We start from the raw sequence: 15,673 nt of genomic DNA, 5'->3' as shown, positions 1-15,673 counted from the left end.
GTTATTCGACACTCGAGTACTGCAACGCCGGGCATTAAGTAATACATTCCCAGTGTTCACCCCCACAGTACGGAGGCGTCGGATGGCTGCCGGCTTCCTGGATCGTTCCCGCATTGTCGCGCCCCCGGGCTGGAGCCGCTGGCTCGTACCGCCCGCCGCGCTGGCCGTGCACCTGTCGATCGGGCAGGCGTACGCATGGAGCGTCTTCAAACTCCCGCTGGAGAAGACCCTCGGGCTCACCGGCACGCAGAGCGCGCTCCCGTTCCAGCTCGGCATCGTGATGCTGGGACTTTCGGCGGCGTTCGGCGGGACGCTGGTCGAGCGCAACGGCCCGCGCTGGGCGATGTTCGTCTCGATGGTCTGTTTCAGTTCGGGCTTCCTGATCTCCGCGCTCGGCGTGGCGACGTCGCAGTACTGGCTCGTCGTCCTCGGCTGGGGCGGGATCGGCGGCATCGGGCTCGGCATCGGCTACATCTCGCCGGTGTCGACGCTGATCAAATGGTTCCCGGACCGGCCGGGGATGGCCACCGGGATCGCGATCATGGGCTTCGGCGGTGGCGCGCTGATCGCCTCGCCGTGGTCGACGCAGATGCTGGGCGCGTCGCCGTGGACGATCGGGACGGTCGCGACGGCGTTCCTCGTGCACGGCCTGGTCTACGCGGTTTTCATGAGCCTCGGCATCTTGCTGATCCGGGTCCCGGCCGACGATTGGAAGCCGAAGGGCTGGCAGCCGAAGACCGACCACGGCAACGCGATGATCACCACGGCGAACGTGTCGGCGCGCAACGCCATCAAGACGCCGCAGTTCTGGCTCCTCTGGGTGGTCCTGTGCTTCAACGTGACGGCGGGCATCGGCATCCTGGAGAAGGCGTCGCCGATGATCGCCGACTTCTTCCGAGAGACCTCGGCGCCGGTCGGCACCGCGGCCGCGGCCGGGTTCGTCGCCCTGCTTTCGCTGACCAACATGCTGGGCCGGTTCGTCTGGTCGTCCACTTCGGACCTGGTGGGGCGCAAGAACATCTACCGGCTCTACCTCGGCGTCGGCGCCCTGCTGTACCTGGTGATCGCGCTGACCACCAACGCCTCGAAGCTCGTGTTCGTCCTGTGCGCCATGCTGATCCTGTCCTTCTACGGCGGCGGGTTCGCGACCGTCCCGGCGTACCTGAAGGACCTTTTCGGCACCTACCAGGTCGGTGCGATCCACGGCAGGCTGCTGACGGCGTGGTCGATGGCGGGTGTGCTCGGGCCGCTCATCATCAACGCCATCGCCGACGGGCAGAAGGCGGCGGGCAAGACCGGTCCTGACCTCTACACGACGTCGCTGTTCATCATGATCGGCCTGCTGGTCATCGGTTTCGTGGCCAACGAACTGGTCCGTCCGGTCAACCCGAAGTTCCACGAGCCGGTGCCGTCCGGCGAGCCCGCGAGGAGTGAGACCCGATGACCGAACAGGCTCCCGAGCGCCGCACCGGGCTGATGGTGCTGGCCTGGCTGTGGGTCGCGCTCCCGTTCGCCTATGGCGTGTACGAACTCTTCCGCAAGGTGGTCCAGCTTTTCGGCGGCTGACCCGCGTAGGGTTCGGCGCGTGGGTGTACTGGTGACCGGGGCATCGCGCGGCATCGGCCGCGCGATCGCCCGCGCTTTCGCGGAAAAGGGCGACCGTGTCGCCGTCCACTTCGCTTCGAACCAGGAGGACGCCGAGCAGACGTTCGACGAGCTTCCGGGTTCCGGCCATGGCCTCGTTCGGGGCGATGTCTCGGATCCCGAGGTCGCGCGACAGGTAGCCGACGAGGCCGAGGCCCTGGTGGACGGAGTCGACGTCCTGGTGAACAACGCCGCCGTCGCGCCGTCGCCCGCGTCGGCCCATCCCGTCGCCGAAGTGTCCTATGAGGACTGGCAGAAGGTCTGGCGGCGGATGGTCGACGTCAACGTGCTCGGTACGGCGAATGTGACCTACTGCGTGGCACGGCACATGATCGCGCGAGGCGCTCCCGGCCGGGTCGTCAACATCGGGTCGCGGGGCGCGTTCAAGGGCGAGCCCGACTTCCCTGCGTACGGGGCCAGCAAGGCCGCTCTGCACTCGCTCGGGCAGTCGCTGGCGGTGTCGCTGGCGCCGCACGGGATCGCCGTGACGTCCGTCGCGCCGGGCTTCACCGCCACCGACCGGGTGGCCGTCCAGCTCGAAGGCGCGAGTGGCGAGGTCCTGCGCGGGCAGAGCCCGTTCGGCCGGGTCGGCACGCCGGAGGAGGTCGCGGCGGCGGTGCTGTACCTCGCCTCCGCCGAGGCCGCGTGGGCGTCCGGCGCGATCCTCGACCTGAACGGCGCGTCGCATCTGCGGATGTGAAGTGGATCACTTATGCAGCAGTGATGGCCTCTCGCGCGTCTGAGGAGTGTGCACAAACTGGGGAAGGTCCTCGTCGCCGTGATCGCGGTGGCTGTTTTCAGCGGGACCGCGTACGGCTACACGACGCTGGAGTCGCTCGACGGCATCACCCGCGAAGACGTGATCGAGGCGCCGGAGCCGGGAGAGCAGCCCGCCGACGGTTCGCTGGACATCCTGCTGGTCGGCCGCGATTCGCGGACCGACAACCAGGGCAAGCCGCTGGCCCCGGAAATCCTGCGTGAGCTGCGGGTCGGCGCGAACGGCGACGACCTGACCGACACGCTCATCGTGATGCGAATCCCCAACGGGCAGCAGGCGGTGAAGGCCTTCTCGATCCCGCGCGACTCCTGGGTCGCGCAGCCGGGGCAGAAGGACAAGAGCAAGATCAACGAGATCTTCGGCCGCGCCAAGTTCGCCTCGGCGAGTGCACAGCGCGAGGCGGGCAAGACCGACAAGGCGGAGATCGACAAGCAGGCGATCACCGTCGCCCGTAAGGCGACTTTGAAGGCCGTCGAGGAGCTCACCGCGGTCAAGATCGACCATTTCGCCGAGGTCAACCTGCTGAGCTTCTACGAGATCAGCAAGGCCGTCGGCGGGGTCGAGGTCTGCCTGAACAAGGCCACCAAGGACCGCGATTCCGGCGCGGACTTCCCCGCCGGGAGGCAGACGATCCAGGGCGCCGACGCGCTCGCCTTCGTCCGTCAGCGCAAGAACCTGCCCCGCAGTGACCTCGACCGCGTGCGCCGTCAGCAGGTGTTCCTCGCGGGACTGGCGAAGCAGACCCTTTCCGGTGGCACGCTGGCCAACCCGGCCCGGGTTTCCGAACTGATCGACGCGGTGAAGCGTTCGGTCGTGCTCGACGGCTCGTGGGACCTGCTCGACTTCGTCCGGCAGATGCGCGGGGTTTCCGGCGGCGGCATCGCCTTCGACACGATCCCCGTGGTCAACCCCGACTACCGCTACGACCCCAGGCATCCGACCTGGACCGCCGTGCAGGTGGACCCCGCCCAGGTGCGTGCCTTCGCCGCAGGCTTGATCGGCGGGCAGCCCGCCACGCAGCAGGCGCCCGCCGGTCCCACCGTCGACGTCCTCAACGCCAGTGGCAAGGACGGTCTCGCCTCCCGCGTCTCGGATCTGCTGGGGGAGAAGGGTTTCGGTAAGGGCGAGGCGAAGAACGCCGACGAGGTCCGCCGGACTTCGCTGGTCCGGTACAGCGACGCCGCCGACCGTGGCGCCGAGGTCGCGAAACTGCTCGGCGGGCTGACCGCTCAGAAGGTCGATTCCGTTCCGGCGGGCCATATCGAGGTCGTCCTCGGGCAGGTCTACAAAGGACCGGGTGCGTCCTCGGGCGGCGGGGGAGCGGCCGGCGCGCAGGGCGACCAGCCGATCACCCCCGACACCTCGGGCTGCATCGACTAGGTGTACTGACCTGAGAGGTTGGGGCGGGTGGCCGCCGCGTGCCGTGAAGGACTCCTTGAGGGACCCAGAGTCCCTCAAGGAGTCCTTCACGGACCTGGAACGCACCCTCGGCCCAGACGGGGGTCATTCCCTCGGCGGGATCTTGCCGTTCTTGGCGACCGGAAGGCCGAGCTGAGTCGGTTCGGTGAGGGTGACCTGCTCGGTGGGCAAGTGTGCGAGCACCGGGTTCAGGTGGGTCAGTTTCAGCGTGACCGGACCGATGACACTGGGGCCGGTGCGGATGTCGGACTTCGCCAGATCCAGCCACTGGACGGTGTCGAGCACCTCCGGAGGGATCTCGTCACCCCGTTTGGCGACCGGGACGCACAACTGCCGCGTGGCGCCGACCTCGACGTCCACCTTCGGCCGGTCGGCCAGCACCGGGTTGAGGTGCCCCAGCGTCAACGGGAAGGGACGGCCGGGGATGCCGAGGACGCGCAGGGCGTAGCACTCGAGGTCGATGTGCCGCACGAACGACAGGATTTCCGGGGGCGGTAGTTGGCCGTTCTTCGCGACCGGGACGCACAACTGCTCCGGCGACAGCATGGTCACGTGGGCGTCCTGGATCCCCAGCTTCTGCACGACGGGGTTCAGATGGCTCAGCGTCAGCGGGAAGTTCGCCGCGCCGCCTTCGATCCGATAGCAGGACAGATCCACCCAGCGGACGTAGTCGAGGATCCCGCGCGGCGGGATGACACCGTTCTTCGCGACCGGCACGCAGAGTTGCTCGCGTGCCCCCAGTTTGACCGTCTCGGCCGGCAATCCCGCGAGTACGGGATTGAGATGCCTCACGGTGACCGCGGTCGGCGGCGGTTCGTAGCCTTCGGTCCGGTAGCAGGACAGATCGAGCTGGGAGACGAAGGGGAGCGGCGGCGGTGCGGCCGGAGCGGCGGTGGCCGCACCGGGCAGCGTCGCGACGAGAACGAGCGAAGCCAGGGCGGCGAAGCAGCGCAGGATCGATCTTCGGGACATGACAAGGCCTTTCCGCGAGCATCGTGAACGGGTTACCCCTTCACGGTGCTCTCGGATCGATCCTGCCCGGCACCGCCAAGCGGGCGGCCTAAGGTGCGGGTAAGAGGTCTCGGCTGACGCGGGCCGACCTTCGGCTACGCCAAGGGCTCCAGCCGGACCACGATCGCCTTCGACACCGGGGTGTTCGACTTGTCCGCCACCGCGTCCAGTGGCACCAAGGAGTTCGCCTCGGGGAAGTACGCCGCCGCGCAGCCGGGCGCGGTCGGATAGGAGACCACCCGGAACTGTGGTGCGCGCCGGTCGCCGTCCCGCCATTCCGAGACCACGTCGACCATCGCGCCGTCGGCCAGCCCCAGCGACACGAGGTCGTCGGGGTTGACCAGCACCACGCGCCGGGCGTCCTCGATCCCGCGGTAGCGGTCGGAGAGGCCGTAGATCGTGGTGTTGTACTGGTCGTGGCTGCGCATCGTCTGCAGCAGCAGCCTGCCCTCGGGCACCTGCGGGTACTCGAGTTCGGAGACGGTGAAGTTCGCCTTGCCGTTGGCGGTTCCGTTGAACTGCCGGGAATCGCGCGGCGCGTGCGGGAGGACGAACCCGTCGGGCTCGCGGACCCGGGCGTTGTAATCGTGGCAGCCGGGGATGACGCGGGCGATCCGGTCGCGGATGAGGTCGTAGTCGCGGTGGAAGTCCCGCCACGGCACGGCATGCCCGGCACCGAGCAGGGCCTCCGCGAGATGGCAGACGATCGCGACCTCCGAGAGCAGATGCTCACTGGCCGGGGTCAGCCTGCCGCGTGAGGTGTGCACCTGCGACATCGAATCCTCGACGGTGACGAACTGCTCGCCGCCGGCCTGGGTGTCGCGTTCGGTGCGGCCCAGCGTCGGCAGGATCAGCGCGGTCTTGCCGGGGACGACGTGCGATCGGTTGAGCTTCGTCGACACGTGCGCCGTCAGCGAGCACGATTTGAGCGCCTTCTCGGTCAGGTCGGTGTCCGGGGTGGCGGAGGCGAAGTTGCCGCCGACGGCGAAGAAGACCTTGCCCTTGCCGTCCCGCATCGCGCGGATCGCGGCGACGGTGTCGTAGCCGTGCTCGCGCGGGACCTTGATACCGAATTCGTCGTCGAGGCTGTCCATGAACGAGTCCGGCATCTTCTCCCAGATGCCCATCGTCCGGTCGCCCTGGACGTTGGAGTGCCCGCGCACCGGGCACAGCCCCGCGCCCGGCTCGCCGATCATGCCGCGTACCAGCGCGAGGTTCGCGATCTCGGAGATCGTCTGCACCGCGTGCTTGTGCTGGGTGAGGCCCATCGCCCAGCAGTAGATGGTCCGCTCCGACGTCGCGATCATCCGAGCCAGCCGCTCGATCTGCTCCCGCGGCAGCCCGGTCGCGGTACCGACCTCGGTCCAGTCGATCTCGCGGAGGTGCTTCGCGTAGTCCTCGAAGCCCTCGGTGGTGGACTCGACGAACTCGCGGTCGACGATCGTGCCCGGCGTCTCCTGCTCCCATTTCAGCAGGAGATGCCCGATCGCCTGGAACAGCGCGAGGTCGCCGCCGAGGCGGATCTGCGCGAACTCGTCGGCCAGCGGGGTGCCCTTGCCGATCACGCCGCGGACGTTCTGCGGGTTCTTGAACCGCATCAGCCCGGCCTCGGGCAGTGGGTTGACCGCGACGATCTTCGCGCCGTTGCCCTTGGCCTCTTCCAGCGCGGACAGCATGCGCGGGTGGTTCGTGCCCGGGTTCTGGCCGACGACCACGATCAGGTCGGCCTTGTGGATGTCGGCGAGCGACACCGAGCCCTTGCCGATCCCGGTGGTGGCCGCGAGCGCGGCGCCGGAGGACTCGTGGCACATGTTCGAGCAGTCCGGCAGGTTGTTGGTGCCGTAGGAACGCACGAGCAACTGGTAGAGGAACGCGGCCTCGTTGCTGGTGCGGCCGGAGGTGTAGAAGATCGCCTCGTCCGGGTCTTGGAGCGCGCGGAGTTCGTCCGCGACCAGTGTGAACGCGTCGTCCCAGGAGATCGGCTCGTAGTGCGTCGCGCCGTCGCGCAGGACGAACGGCTCGGTGATCCGGCCCTGCTGACCGAGCCAGTAGTCGGTTTTGACCGACAGGTCCTGGATCGAGTGCTCGGCGAAGAACTCGCGGCCGACCCGGCGTTTGGTGGCCTCCTCGGCGACGGCCTTCGCACCGTTCTCACAGAACTCGGCGAGCTTGCGTTTCTCGCCGTCGACCTCGCGCGGCTCCGGCCAGGCGCAACCAGGGCAGTCGAAGCCGTCGCGCTGGTTCAGCAGGCGCAACGTCTTCACCGTGCGCGCTGCGCCCATCTGCTCCATGCCGCGGACCAGGGAGACGGCGACGCCGGGGATCCCGGCCGCCCAGCTTTTGGGTTTGCTGACCTCTAGCTGGGTCTCGTCGACGTCGTTCGCAGGCGCTTCGCGGGTCATGGCTCCATCGTGCGCCCTGCCGCTCCCGGGCGCGACCGAGGGGTGCTCGCTAGGCGTGCGTGACGATCCGGCTGATCTGCGTCTCGTCCAAGGGGAACCACGGGGTTTCGTTGACGCCGTAATCCTGCAGCTGGTTCACCGTCACGGCGGTCACGATCAGCACGACCAGGCCGACGATCGCGGCGATCCCCGGCCACCGGGCCGAACCCGGCTCGCGGTAGCCGCCGGAAGCTCCGGCTGCCTTGCGCTGTTTCCGCCGCTTCTTCTTCAGTTCTTTCTTGGCACCCAGCCAGGCGTCCACCTCGGCGTGCTTCTGCCAGTTCGGATCGATCAGATCCGGGTGGGTCTCGATGCGACGATCTTCTTCGTCCATGGTGCTCTCGTCCCCCGGTGATCGTGGTGCGCCGCCGAATTCCACCGGCCACCATACCCGGACCGCGGCGCCGTCACGGCCGGTGAGCAGTGCGGATGAAAACCTGCTGACAGGGGTTCGTAGACTTGTCAACTGTGACCGAGAACGCCCAGCCGCAGCAGACCGACCTTCCGGGTGCCTGGAACCCGGCCGATGAAGAAGCCTCGCTCTACCAGCGTTGGGTGGACGCCGGGTACTTCGTGGCCGACCCCACGTCGGACAAGCCGCCGTTCACGGTAGTCATCCCGCCCCCGAACGTGACCGGCTCGCTGCACATCGGCCACGCCTTCGAGCACACCCTGATCGACGCCGGCACTCGTTTTCACCGCATGCTCGGTGACGAGACGCTGTACCTGCCGGGTATGGACCACGCGAGCATCGCGGTCCACGCGCTGGTCGAGAAGCAGCTCCGCGCCGAGGGCACCAGCCGTCGCGAACTCGGCCGTGAGGCCTTCGTCGACCGCGTCTGGCAGTGGAAGAACGAGCACGGCGGCAAGATCCTCGCCCAGATGAAGCGCCTCGGCGAGGGCGTCGACTGGACCCGCGAGCGGTTCACCATGGACGACGGCCTGTCCAAGGCCGTCAACACGATCTTCAAGAAGCTCTTCGACGACGGCCTGATCTACCGCGCCGAGCGGCTGGTCAACTGGTCGCCGGAGCTGCGGTCGGTGCTGTCCGACGCCGAGGTGAAGCACGAAGAGGTCGAGGGCGAACTCGTCTCCATGCGCTACGGCGACGGCGAGAACGCGATCATCGTGGCCACCACCCGGATGGAGACGATGCTCGGCGACACCGCCGTCGCGGTCCACCCGGACGACGAGCGCTACACGCACCTCATCGGCACCGAGGTCGAACTGCCGCTGACCGGGCGCATGATCCCGATCGTCGCGGACAAGCACGTCGACCCGGAGTTCGGCACCGGCGCGGTCAAGGTGACCCCCGCGCACGACCCGAACGACTTCGAGATCGGCCAGCGGCACGACCTGCCGATGATCACGATCATGGACGAGCAGGGCCGCATCGACGGCACCGGCACCGAATTCGACGGCATGGACCGCTTCGAGGCCCGCGTCGCGGTGCGGGAGAAGCTGCGCGAGCAGGGCCGCATCGTCGCCGAGAAGCGCCCGTACCTGCACAGCGTCGGGCACTCGGAGCGCTCGAAGGAGCCGATCGAGCCGCGTCTTTCGCTGCAGTGGTTCGTCAAGGTCGGCCCGCTCGCGAAGGCCGCGGGCGACGCGGTGCGCGACGGCCGGGTCAACGTCCACCCGCCTGAGATGGAGAAGCGCTACTTCGACTGGGTCGACAACCTGCACGACTGGTGCATCTCGCGCCAGCTGTGGTGGGGCCACCGCATCCCGGTCTGGTACGGCCCGAACGACGAGGTCGTCTGCGTCGGACCGGACGAGGAGCCGCCCTCGGGCGAGGGCTGGACCCAGGACCCGGACGTGCTCGACACCTGGTTCTCCTCGGGTCTGTGGCCGTTCTCCACTCTCGGCTGGCCGGAGAAGACGCCGGACCTCAACAAGTTCTATCCGACGTCGGTGCTGGTCACCGGCTACGACATCCTGTTCTTCTGGGTCGTGCGGATGATGATGTTCGGCCTCTACGCCACCGGCGAGGCGCCGTTCAAGACCATCGCGCTGCACGGCATGGTCCGTGACCAGTACGGCAAGAAGATGTCGAAGACCGCGGGCAACGGCGTCGACCCCATCGAGTGGATGGACCGCTACGGCACCGACGCGCTCCGCTTCACCCTCACCCGGGGGGCCAACCCGGGCACCGACGTCCCGATCGGCGAGGAATGGGTCGCGGGTTCCCGGAACTTCACCACGAAGCTCTGGAACGCCACCAAGTTCGCCATGATGAACGGCGCGGACGCGAACGCCCCGCTGCCCGCGGCGGATCAGCTCACCGAAGCCGACCGCTGGATCCTCGGCAGGCTCGGCGCCGTCACGACCGAGGTCACCGGCTACCTGGCGGACTACCAGTTCGCCAAGGCCACGGACACGCTCTACCAGTTCACCTGGACCGAGTTGTGCGACTGGTACCTGGAACTGTCGAAGGTCCAGGTCTTCCAGGGCGACGAAGCCCGTGTGACGGCGACGCGCGCGGTGCTGGGGCACGTGTTCGACACCGTGCTGAAGCTCCTGCACCCGTTCATCCCGTTCATCACCGAGAAGCTGTGGACGGCGCTGACCGGCCGCGAGTCGCTGGTGATCGCCCCGTGGCCGGTGGCCGACGCCTCGTACGCCGACGCGGTGGCGGACAAGCGGATCGCGGACGTGCAGAAGCTGGTCACCGAAGTCCGCCGGTTCCGCGCGGACCAGGGCCTCAAGCCCAGCCAGAAGGTGGCCGCGCGGCTGTCCGGCGACGGGTTCGCCGAGATCACCGGGCACGACGAGCCGATCCGCGCGCTGGTCCGGCTCACTCAGCCCGAGGACGGCTTCGCGCCCAGCGCGTCGCTGGAGGTCGGGCTCTCGGCCGGCGTCGTCACCGTCGAGCTGGACCTGTCCGGCACGATCGACGTCGCCGCGGAGCGCAAGCGCCTGCAGAAGGACCTCGGCGCCGCCGAGAAGGAACTGGCACAGGCCGAGGCCAAGCTCGGCAACCAGGCCTTCATCGACAAGGCGCCGGAACAGGTGATCGGGAAGATCAAGGCCCGCAAGGAGACCGCGGTCGCCGACATCGAGCGCATCACCGCCCGGCTGGCGACACTGCCCGCCTCCTGAGGTCCCCAAGCGCGTGAGGGCCACCCTCAGGGACTCAGAGTCCCTGAGGGTGGCCCTCACGCGCTTACCAGCCGGAGCCGTTTCAGGCGATGTTCCGTTCGCCGGGCCGCCAGACGGGCGCCGATGTGCCGGCGAACCGGTCGGCGAACTCCCGCACCGGGGCCGACCGCAGAACCCGGTGCAGCTCAAGGAAGTACCGCGTCTCGTGGCCCAAGGTGGAGTCCGCGAGCAGTTCGGGAAGCTGGGATTTGTCGAGGTTCTGGTGGAGCTTCGGATCCGGGCCGAGCGCGGTCCGCCGGGCGACTTCGAGCCAGCAGGCGATGGTGGACAGCTCCGGGTCCCCGGGCGGCGCCTGCGTTCTCGCGTGGTCGAGCAGCTCACCCCAGACCCGGGTGTCGTAGAGCTGGAAGATGCTGTCCCGGATCTCGATGACCCGGCGGTGCAGGCTTTCCCAGGCGTCACCGGTGTCGAACAGGTCCCGGGCGCGCGAGGGCACCGGGGTCAGGCTGAGCTCGGGGGTCGAAGCCCGCAGGGAGCGCCACAACGAATACAGCCGGATGCGGCGGTACCGGTGGACGGCGGCCGTGCGGAACGGTTCCAGGGCCACGATGACGCAGCCGAGCGGGAAGAGCACGAAACGGATCGTGCTCAGCGCCACCGCGACGGCCGGCAGCCAGGACGGGATGGGCGTCAGCCGCTCGACCGTGCGGATCGCCATGAAGGGCACGATCACCAGGTCACCGGCCAGGATCATGGTCAACGCGGGCCGCAAGGGGCCGCCACGCACGGCGGGAAGGTGCCGCCACAACAGCCAAGCCGCCGTGCCCGCGGCACCGACCATGTACGCCGCCGCCACGAGCGCGTAGGCGGCGAAGGGGGCGGATTCGCCGGAGGAAGTGAAGCGGTCTTCGGGCGACGTCACGGCGAAGAGCGCGATCATCGCGAAGCCGCTGGCCGAAGCCCAAGCGCCCCACACCAGTTTTCGCCGTCCGGACAAGGGACGGGATCCGGTGAGGTGGACGACGAAGGACAGCGTCGCGGTGATGTCGACGATGCCCCAGACACCTTGAAGCAGGTTGTTGAAGCTGACGATCCCGGTGACGTCGTTCACCCACGCGCCGAACCAGGGCTGCACGAGCACCGAACTGGCGGCGAACACCGCGAGTACCAGCAGGAGCGGGCGCTGGTTCCGGCCGCCGCGCAGCAGCGACGGGGCCCTGGCGAGCAAGGTCGTCAGGACGACGGCCAGGAGTACCTGCCGCGCGACGTCGTCGAACATCAGGTGAGGCCGAACGAAACCGCGGCTCGCCGTTCGAAGAGGCTCCGGTGAGCCGAAGGACGCTGCTTCGCCAGCTTCAGCGTCTTGGAGGCGAAGGTCTCGGCGACCTCTTCCTGGAACGCGGTGTAGCGGGTGCGGACGGCGTGGCTCGCGACCGCCGAAGCGAGGTCCGCGTGCGGCTCCGGACCGGCGGGCCCGTGCCCGGCGAGCAGATGGCAGATCTCGTGCAGGATCACGTGATCACGGTGGTAGCCGGTGATGCCGTGACGGCAGATGATGTGGTCGGCGCGGCCGTCGTCGTACCAGAGCCCGGACGGCAGCGCCGCCAGGTCCAGCAGGTGCACGACCAGGCGCTTGCCGCGTTTCCGTTCGAGGCGGGCACAGAGTTCGGTGACGCTCCACGGCCTGGGCAGCGCGGGCAGGCGGTCGATCAGGACCGCGGCCGCGGTGCCCGTCGCCGACAGATCCATCAGCCGTCCCACCTCCCCGCAGAGGACATCGCGGAGCCCATCTGATCATCTCCCGGCGACGCTGAGAACCCGAAGTCCCTCAAACGGGCTAGGCCGGGTCCGGGCCGGGTTCCGTCCGCGAGGACACGATCTCGATCGCCTGCTGGATGGCCGCGAGCTGCGCGGCGTCGAAGGTGGCCAGCCGGGCCGCGAGGGCCTGGACGTGCTGGGGATCCGGCTGCTTCGCGCCGGTGGGCTGGAGGCTGGTGGACCGCAGGAAGTGGCCGGGGTTCTTGCCGAAGAACGTGGCCAGCAGCGTCCGGGTCCGGTCGGTGAGATTTCCCGCCGTCCCGTTCAGGATGTTGCCGACGTGGCCGTGGGAGATGGCTTCGCCGCCGTTCGCCGCGCCGATGTCCGCCGAGATCTTCCGGACGCCGGGTACGCGGCCCGGGGCGTACTTCTCCTCGAGCAGCGCCTTGATCGTCGACGCGAGCCAGGACGGGCCGGCATCCCCGGGTGGATCGCTGCTCATGGCGGGCACCTCTGTCTTCATGTCCGTCCGCTGCTCGTACCGTACGACACCCGGGTCGCCGGCGTCTCGAGGAACCTCGGGAGCACTGTCCACTGGGTGTCCACTCTACTTGACAGTCTCGTCGCGGTGCGGATACGCTCGATTACCGGAAAGGCTCGTGGGTAAGGGACCGCGCGCTTTATCGGAATAGGTATCGCTGGGGTCGGAAACGAGTACCGCTGGGGTGGGATCGCTTTTCGCGCGTTGAATAGCGTCCGCTGTTCGACCATGAGTATTCAGGGTGGAACTCTCGGCCGGAAAACGCGAAGATCGGGGGATCCGTGCGGGTCGGCTCAGCCGGTGACATCGGGGTGAACGAGCGTGCCGGTCTCGTGCCCCCGGTCGGTCAGGTGGCGGAAGCCGTGGACGTTTCCGTGCTGCTGCCCGCCGATTCCCCGAGGAGCGGTGGCGTCAGCGAGGACTACGTCCGGGAACTCGCGCAGTCGGGCGAACCCCTCGCGCCGATCGTCGTGCAGCGCTCGACCCTGCGTGTGATCGACGGTATGCACCGGTTGCGGGCCGCGATGCTGCGCGGCCGCCGGTGTATCGACGTCCGGTTCTTCGACGGCACCGACCAAGAGGCGTTCGTGCTCGCCGTCCGATTGAACGTAGAGCAGGGGCTTCCGTTGTCGCAGGCCGATCGGGCCGCCGCCGCGGCGCGGATCCTCCATGACCGTCCACAATGGTCTGATCAGATGATCGCCGTCGCGACCGGGATCTCCGGCAAGACGGTGGCGTCGATCCGGCGGCGTTCAACCGTGGAGATTCCGAAGTCGAACACCCGGATAGGCCGAGACGGGCGGCATCGTCCGCTGAGTACCGCGGAAGGCAGGCTCCGCGCGGGCGAACTGCTGGCGCGCAATCCCCGGACTCCGTTGCGTGAGATCGCCGAGCGGGCGGGGATCGCCCTCGGTACGGCGCGCGACGTGAAGGAACGGCTGCGGATGGGTCGGCATCCGGTGCCGCCGCGGCAGCGCACGGCTTCCGAGCAGGACATCCTGCCGGGCAACGGCTTCCTGAACGAGGAAGCCGAAGAACGGTCTGCGCGGGAACTGCTCGCCGAACTGATGGCGAAGCTGGGTGTCCTCGGCCGCGACCCGGCGGTGCGGCTCAACGAAGAAGGCCGCGCCGTGCTCCGGCTGCTCGGCGCGCACGGGGCCGGTCTCCGGGACTGTGAACGCATCGCCGACAACGTCCCGCCGCATTCCCGTGCCGCGATGATCGAGGCCGCCGGCAAGTGTGCCGAAGTGTGGCAGCACTTCGCGCGGCGCCTGGAACTGCGCGACGACACGGGATCCTGATTCCTTCTCTGGTCAAGGGCCCGAATCGCGGGATGTGAGAACAACATTCCGTGGACGGAAATCGATTACCTGGGTACGTTGAAGTCATGTCGGAAACTCACTTCGATTTCCCGAAATCCGATCGAAAAAAACAGCGGAATAATCGTGAAGCGACGCCTCTGGCTTCGGGATTCCCGGTGCAGAGGTCGGCTTCCGAAAAGACTTTCCGGCCGTCGAAAAGGATTTCGATCCACCCCTCGGCCGTCGCCGAGCCGGGTGGCCTGCGCTTTCCCGAGGAGATGACGCTGGAGGTGTGGCGCGCGGTCGGCGAACGGCTGGCCGATCTCGCCAACGCGTCGTGCTGGTGGATCGGTGACTGGCTCGTCTATGGCCAGGACAAGTACCCCGACCGCTACAAGCGGGCGATCGCCAGGACGTCGCTGGACTACCAGACCCTGCGCAACTACTCGTGGATCGCGCGGAAGTTCGAATTCTCCCGGCGTCGTCCGGCGCTCAGCTTCCAGCACCACGTCGAGGTCGCCGCCCTTCCGCCCGCGGAGCAGGACCATTGGCTGCGGTTCGCCGAGAAGTTCTCCTGGTCCCGGAACGAACTGCGGAAGCAGATCAAGGACAGCGCCGAGACCGGCGGCACCGGCCAGGACGGGCCCGCCACCAGCGTGCGGATCGATCTCGACGACGACCGGATGCGTCAGTGGAAGCGCGCGGCCGAGCGCAGCAACCGCAGCCTGCCGAGCTGGATCCTGATGACGCTGGACGCCGTGCTGGAGAGCGAAGAGGACTAGAGTCCGGCCACCTGGGGAAGTCCTTCCGCGGCGATGCGGTGCAACGTGTCCATCGAGCCCGCGTAGATCCCTTCCGGCCGGGGCCAGTGGATGACCACGTGCGTCATCCCGATCGCCGCGAAGGCTTCGGCGATCCGCAGGTAACTCCCCACAGACTCCAGCGGATCGCAGCCGGAAAGTGGTGTGGGCACGAAGATCCGGTCGATCTCGTCGACGTCGCGGCCGGCGCGGTCGCAGGCCCGCCTGAGTTCGTCGAACTGGCGCGCGACCACGGCGAGACCGTCCTCCATGGACAACGTCTTCGTCCACTCGGTCGGCCCGATCGTCACCCAGGCGTCGCCATAGCGCGCGGCGAGGTCGAGGGTTTTCGGCCCGGCGGCGGCGATGGCGAGCGGAAGCCGGGGCCGCTGCACGCATCCCGGAGTGTTCCGCGCTTCGTTCACGGTGAAGAACCGGCCGCGGAAGTCCGTCACCGGTTGCCGCAGCAGCTTGTCCGTCAGTTCGGTGAACTCGGCGAACCGCGCTGCCCTATCCCGAGCCGACAACGTCTTCTGGCCGATGACCGCGCCGTCGCCCGCGTCCGCCGCGCCCGCGCCGATGCCCAGGGTGAACCGGCCACCGGAGACGTCGTCGAGGGTGATGGCGTCCTTCGCGGTCACCACCGGATGGCGGAAGTTGGGCGAGGTGACCAGGGTGCCGAGCCGGATCCGCTGGGTCGCGCAGGCGGCGGCGGTGAGGAACGGGAAGGCGGAGAACCACGGGAGGTCACGGAGACTGCGCCACCACAGGTGGTCGTAGGTCCAGCCGGAGTCGAAGCCCAGTTCGTCGGCCCGCGACCACCGCTTCACGCTTTCCGACCACCGGCTCTCGGGCAGGATCATCACTCCGGTGCGCAT

General features: G+C 68.3%; 14 protein-coding genes. 7 read left to right on the top strand and 7 right to left on the bottom strand.

Annotated elements, in window-relative coordinates; all coding sequences use genetic code 11:
* Positions 1–82 precede the first annotated feature (82 nt).
* The 4 genes from ACLJRL_RS22140 to ACLJRL_RS22125 are packed head-to-tail and all read left to right on the top strand — an operon-like array spanning position 83 to position 3,802.
* A complete protein-coding gene (locus ACLJRL_RS22140) occupies positions 83–1,444 on the top strand; it encodes an OFA family MFS transporter (protein WP_410658146.1) in 1,362 nt (453 codons plus the stop codon).
* Complete coding sequence (locus ACLJRL_RS22135) at positions 1,441–1,566, top strand: hypothetical protein (RefSeq protein ID WP_410658145.1); 126 nt, start codon at positions 1,441–1,443, stop codon at positions 1,564–1,566. The genes ACLJRL_RS22140 and ACLJRL_RS22135 overlap by 4 nt, the downstream gene beginning before the upstream one ends.
* 19 nt (positions 1,567–1,585) lie before the next feature.
* Entirely contained in the window at positions 1,586–2,344 is a 759-nt protein-coding gene (locus ACLJRL_RS22130) for an SDR family NAD(P)-dependent oxidoreductase (protein ID WP_410658144.1), read from the top strand.
* A 48-nt stretch (positions 2,345–2,392) separates the two neighbouring features.
* Positions 2,393–3,802: an LCP family protein gene (locus ACLJRL_RS22125; RefSeq protein ID WP_410658143.1), complete on the top strand. Its 1,410-nt coding sequence runs from the start codon at positions 2,393–2,395 to the stop codon at positions 3,800–3,802.
* Positions 3,803–3,925: 123 nt separating this feature from the next.
* Here the strand turns inward: ACLJRL_RS22125 and ACLJRL_RS22120 are convergent, their stop codons facing one another.
* The 3 genes from ACLJRL_RS22120 to ACLJRL_RS22110 form a co-directional block, all read right to left on the bottom strand.
* Positions 3,926–4,813: a hypothetical protein gene (locus tag ACLJRL_RS22120; RefSeq protein ID WP_410658142.1), complete on the bottom strand. Its 888-nt coding sequence runs from the start codon at positions 4,811–4,813 to the stop codon at positions 3,926–3,928.
* Between the two features lie 134 nt (positions 4,814–4,947).
* Positions 4,948–7,254 carry an FdhF/YdeP family oxidoreductase gene (locus tag ACLJRL_RS22115; RefSeq protein ID WP_410658141.1) on the bottom strand — a complete coding sequence of 769 codons (2,307 nt, stop codon included), beginning with the start codon at positions 7,252–7,254 and terminating at the stop codon, positions 4,948–4,950.
* Positions 7,255–7,303: 49 nt separating this feature from the next.
* The gene (locus ACLJRL_RS22110; protein WP_410658140.1) at positions 7,304–7,627 is read right to left on the bottom strand and encodes a hypothetical protein; all 324 of its coding nucleotides are present in this window, start codon (positions 7,625–7,627) and stop codon (positions 7,304–7,306) included.
* A 134-nt stretch (positions 7,628–7,761) separates the two neighbouring features.
* Between ACLJRL_RS22110 and ACLJRL_RS22105 the strand changes: the two genes are divergently transcribed.
* Entirely contained in the window at positions 7,762–10,395 is a 2,634-nt protein-coding gene (locus ACLJRL_RS22105) for a valine--tRNA ligase (protein ID WP_410658139.1), read from the top strand.
* Between the two features lie 82 nt (positions 10,396–10,477).
* Here ACLJRL_RS22105 and ACLJRL_RS22100 read toward each other — a convergent pair whose 3' ends face one another.
* From ACLJRL_RS22100 to ACLJRL_RS22090, 3 genes are all read right to left on the bottom strand, one after another.
* Entirely contained in the window at positions 10,478–11,674 is a 1,197-nt protein-coding gene (locus ACLJRL_RS22100) for an MAB_1171c family putative transporter (RefSeq protein WP_410658138.1), read from the bottom strand.
* Positions 11,674–12,144, bottom strand: a complete 471-nt coding sequence (locus ACLJRL_RS22095; RefSeq protein WP_410658137.1) for a hypothetical protein — start codon at positions 12,142–12,144, stop codon at positions 11,674–11,676. The genes ACLJRL_RS22100 and ACLJRL_RS22095 overlap by 1 nt, the downstream gene beginning before the upstream one ends.
* Positions 12,145–12,232: 88 nt before the next feature.
* A complete protein-coding gene (locus ACLJRL_RS22090) occupies positions 12,233–12,655 on the bottom strand; it encodes a hypothetical protein (RefSeq protein ID WP_410658136.1) in 423 nt (140 codons plus the stop codon).
* Between the two features lie 320 nt (positions 12,656–12,975).
* Here ACLJRL_RS22090 and ACLJRL_RS22085 point away from each other — a divergent pair, with 320 nt between their 5' ends.
* The gene (locus tag ACLJRL_RS22085; protein WP_410658135.1) at positions 12,976–13,995 is read left to right on the top strand and encodes a ParB N-terminal domain-containing protein; all 1,020 of its coding nucleotides are present in this window, start codon (positions 12,976–12,978) and stop codon (positions 13,993–13,995) included.
* Between the two features lie 176 nt (positions 13,996–14,171).
* Positions 14,172–14,777: an LmbU family transcriptional regulator gene (locus ACLJRL_RS22080; RefSeq protein WP_410658134.1), complete on the top strand. Its 606-nt coding sequence runs from the start codon at positions 14,172–14,174 to the stop codon at positions 14,775–14,777.
* Here ACLJRL_RS22080 and ACLJRL_RS22075 read toward each other — a convergent pair.
* On the bottom strand, positions 14,774–15,673 hold the full coding sequence (locus ACLJRL_RS22075; protein ID WP_410658133.1) for an LLM class flavin-dependent oxidoreductase: 900 nt from the start codon (positions 15,671–15,673) through the stop codon (positions 14,774–14,776). The two genes, ACLJRL_RS22080 and ACLJRL_RS22075, sit on opposite strands and share 4 nt — an antisense overlap.

It is taken from the genome of Amycolatopsis sp. lyj-112, from assembly GCF_046549055.1.
Taxonomy (GTDB): domain Bacteria; phylum Actinomycetota; class Actinomycetes; order Mycobacteriales; family Pseudonocardiaceae; genus Amycolatopsis.
The sequence above is the reverse complement of the archived record's forward strand: the minus strand, read 5'-3'. Positions and strand labels throughout refer to the sequence as shown.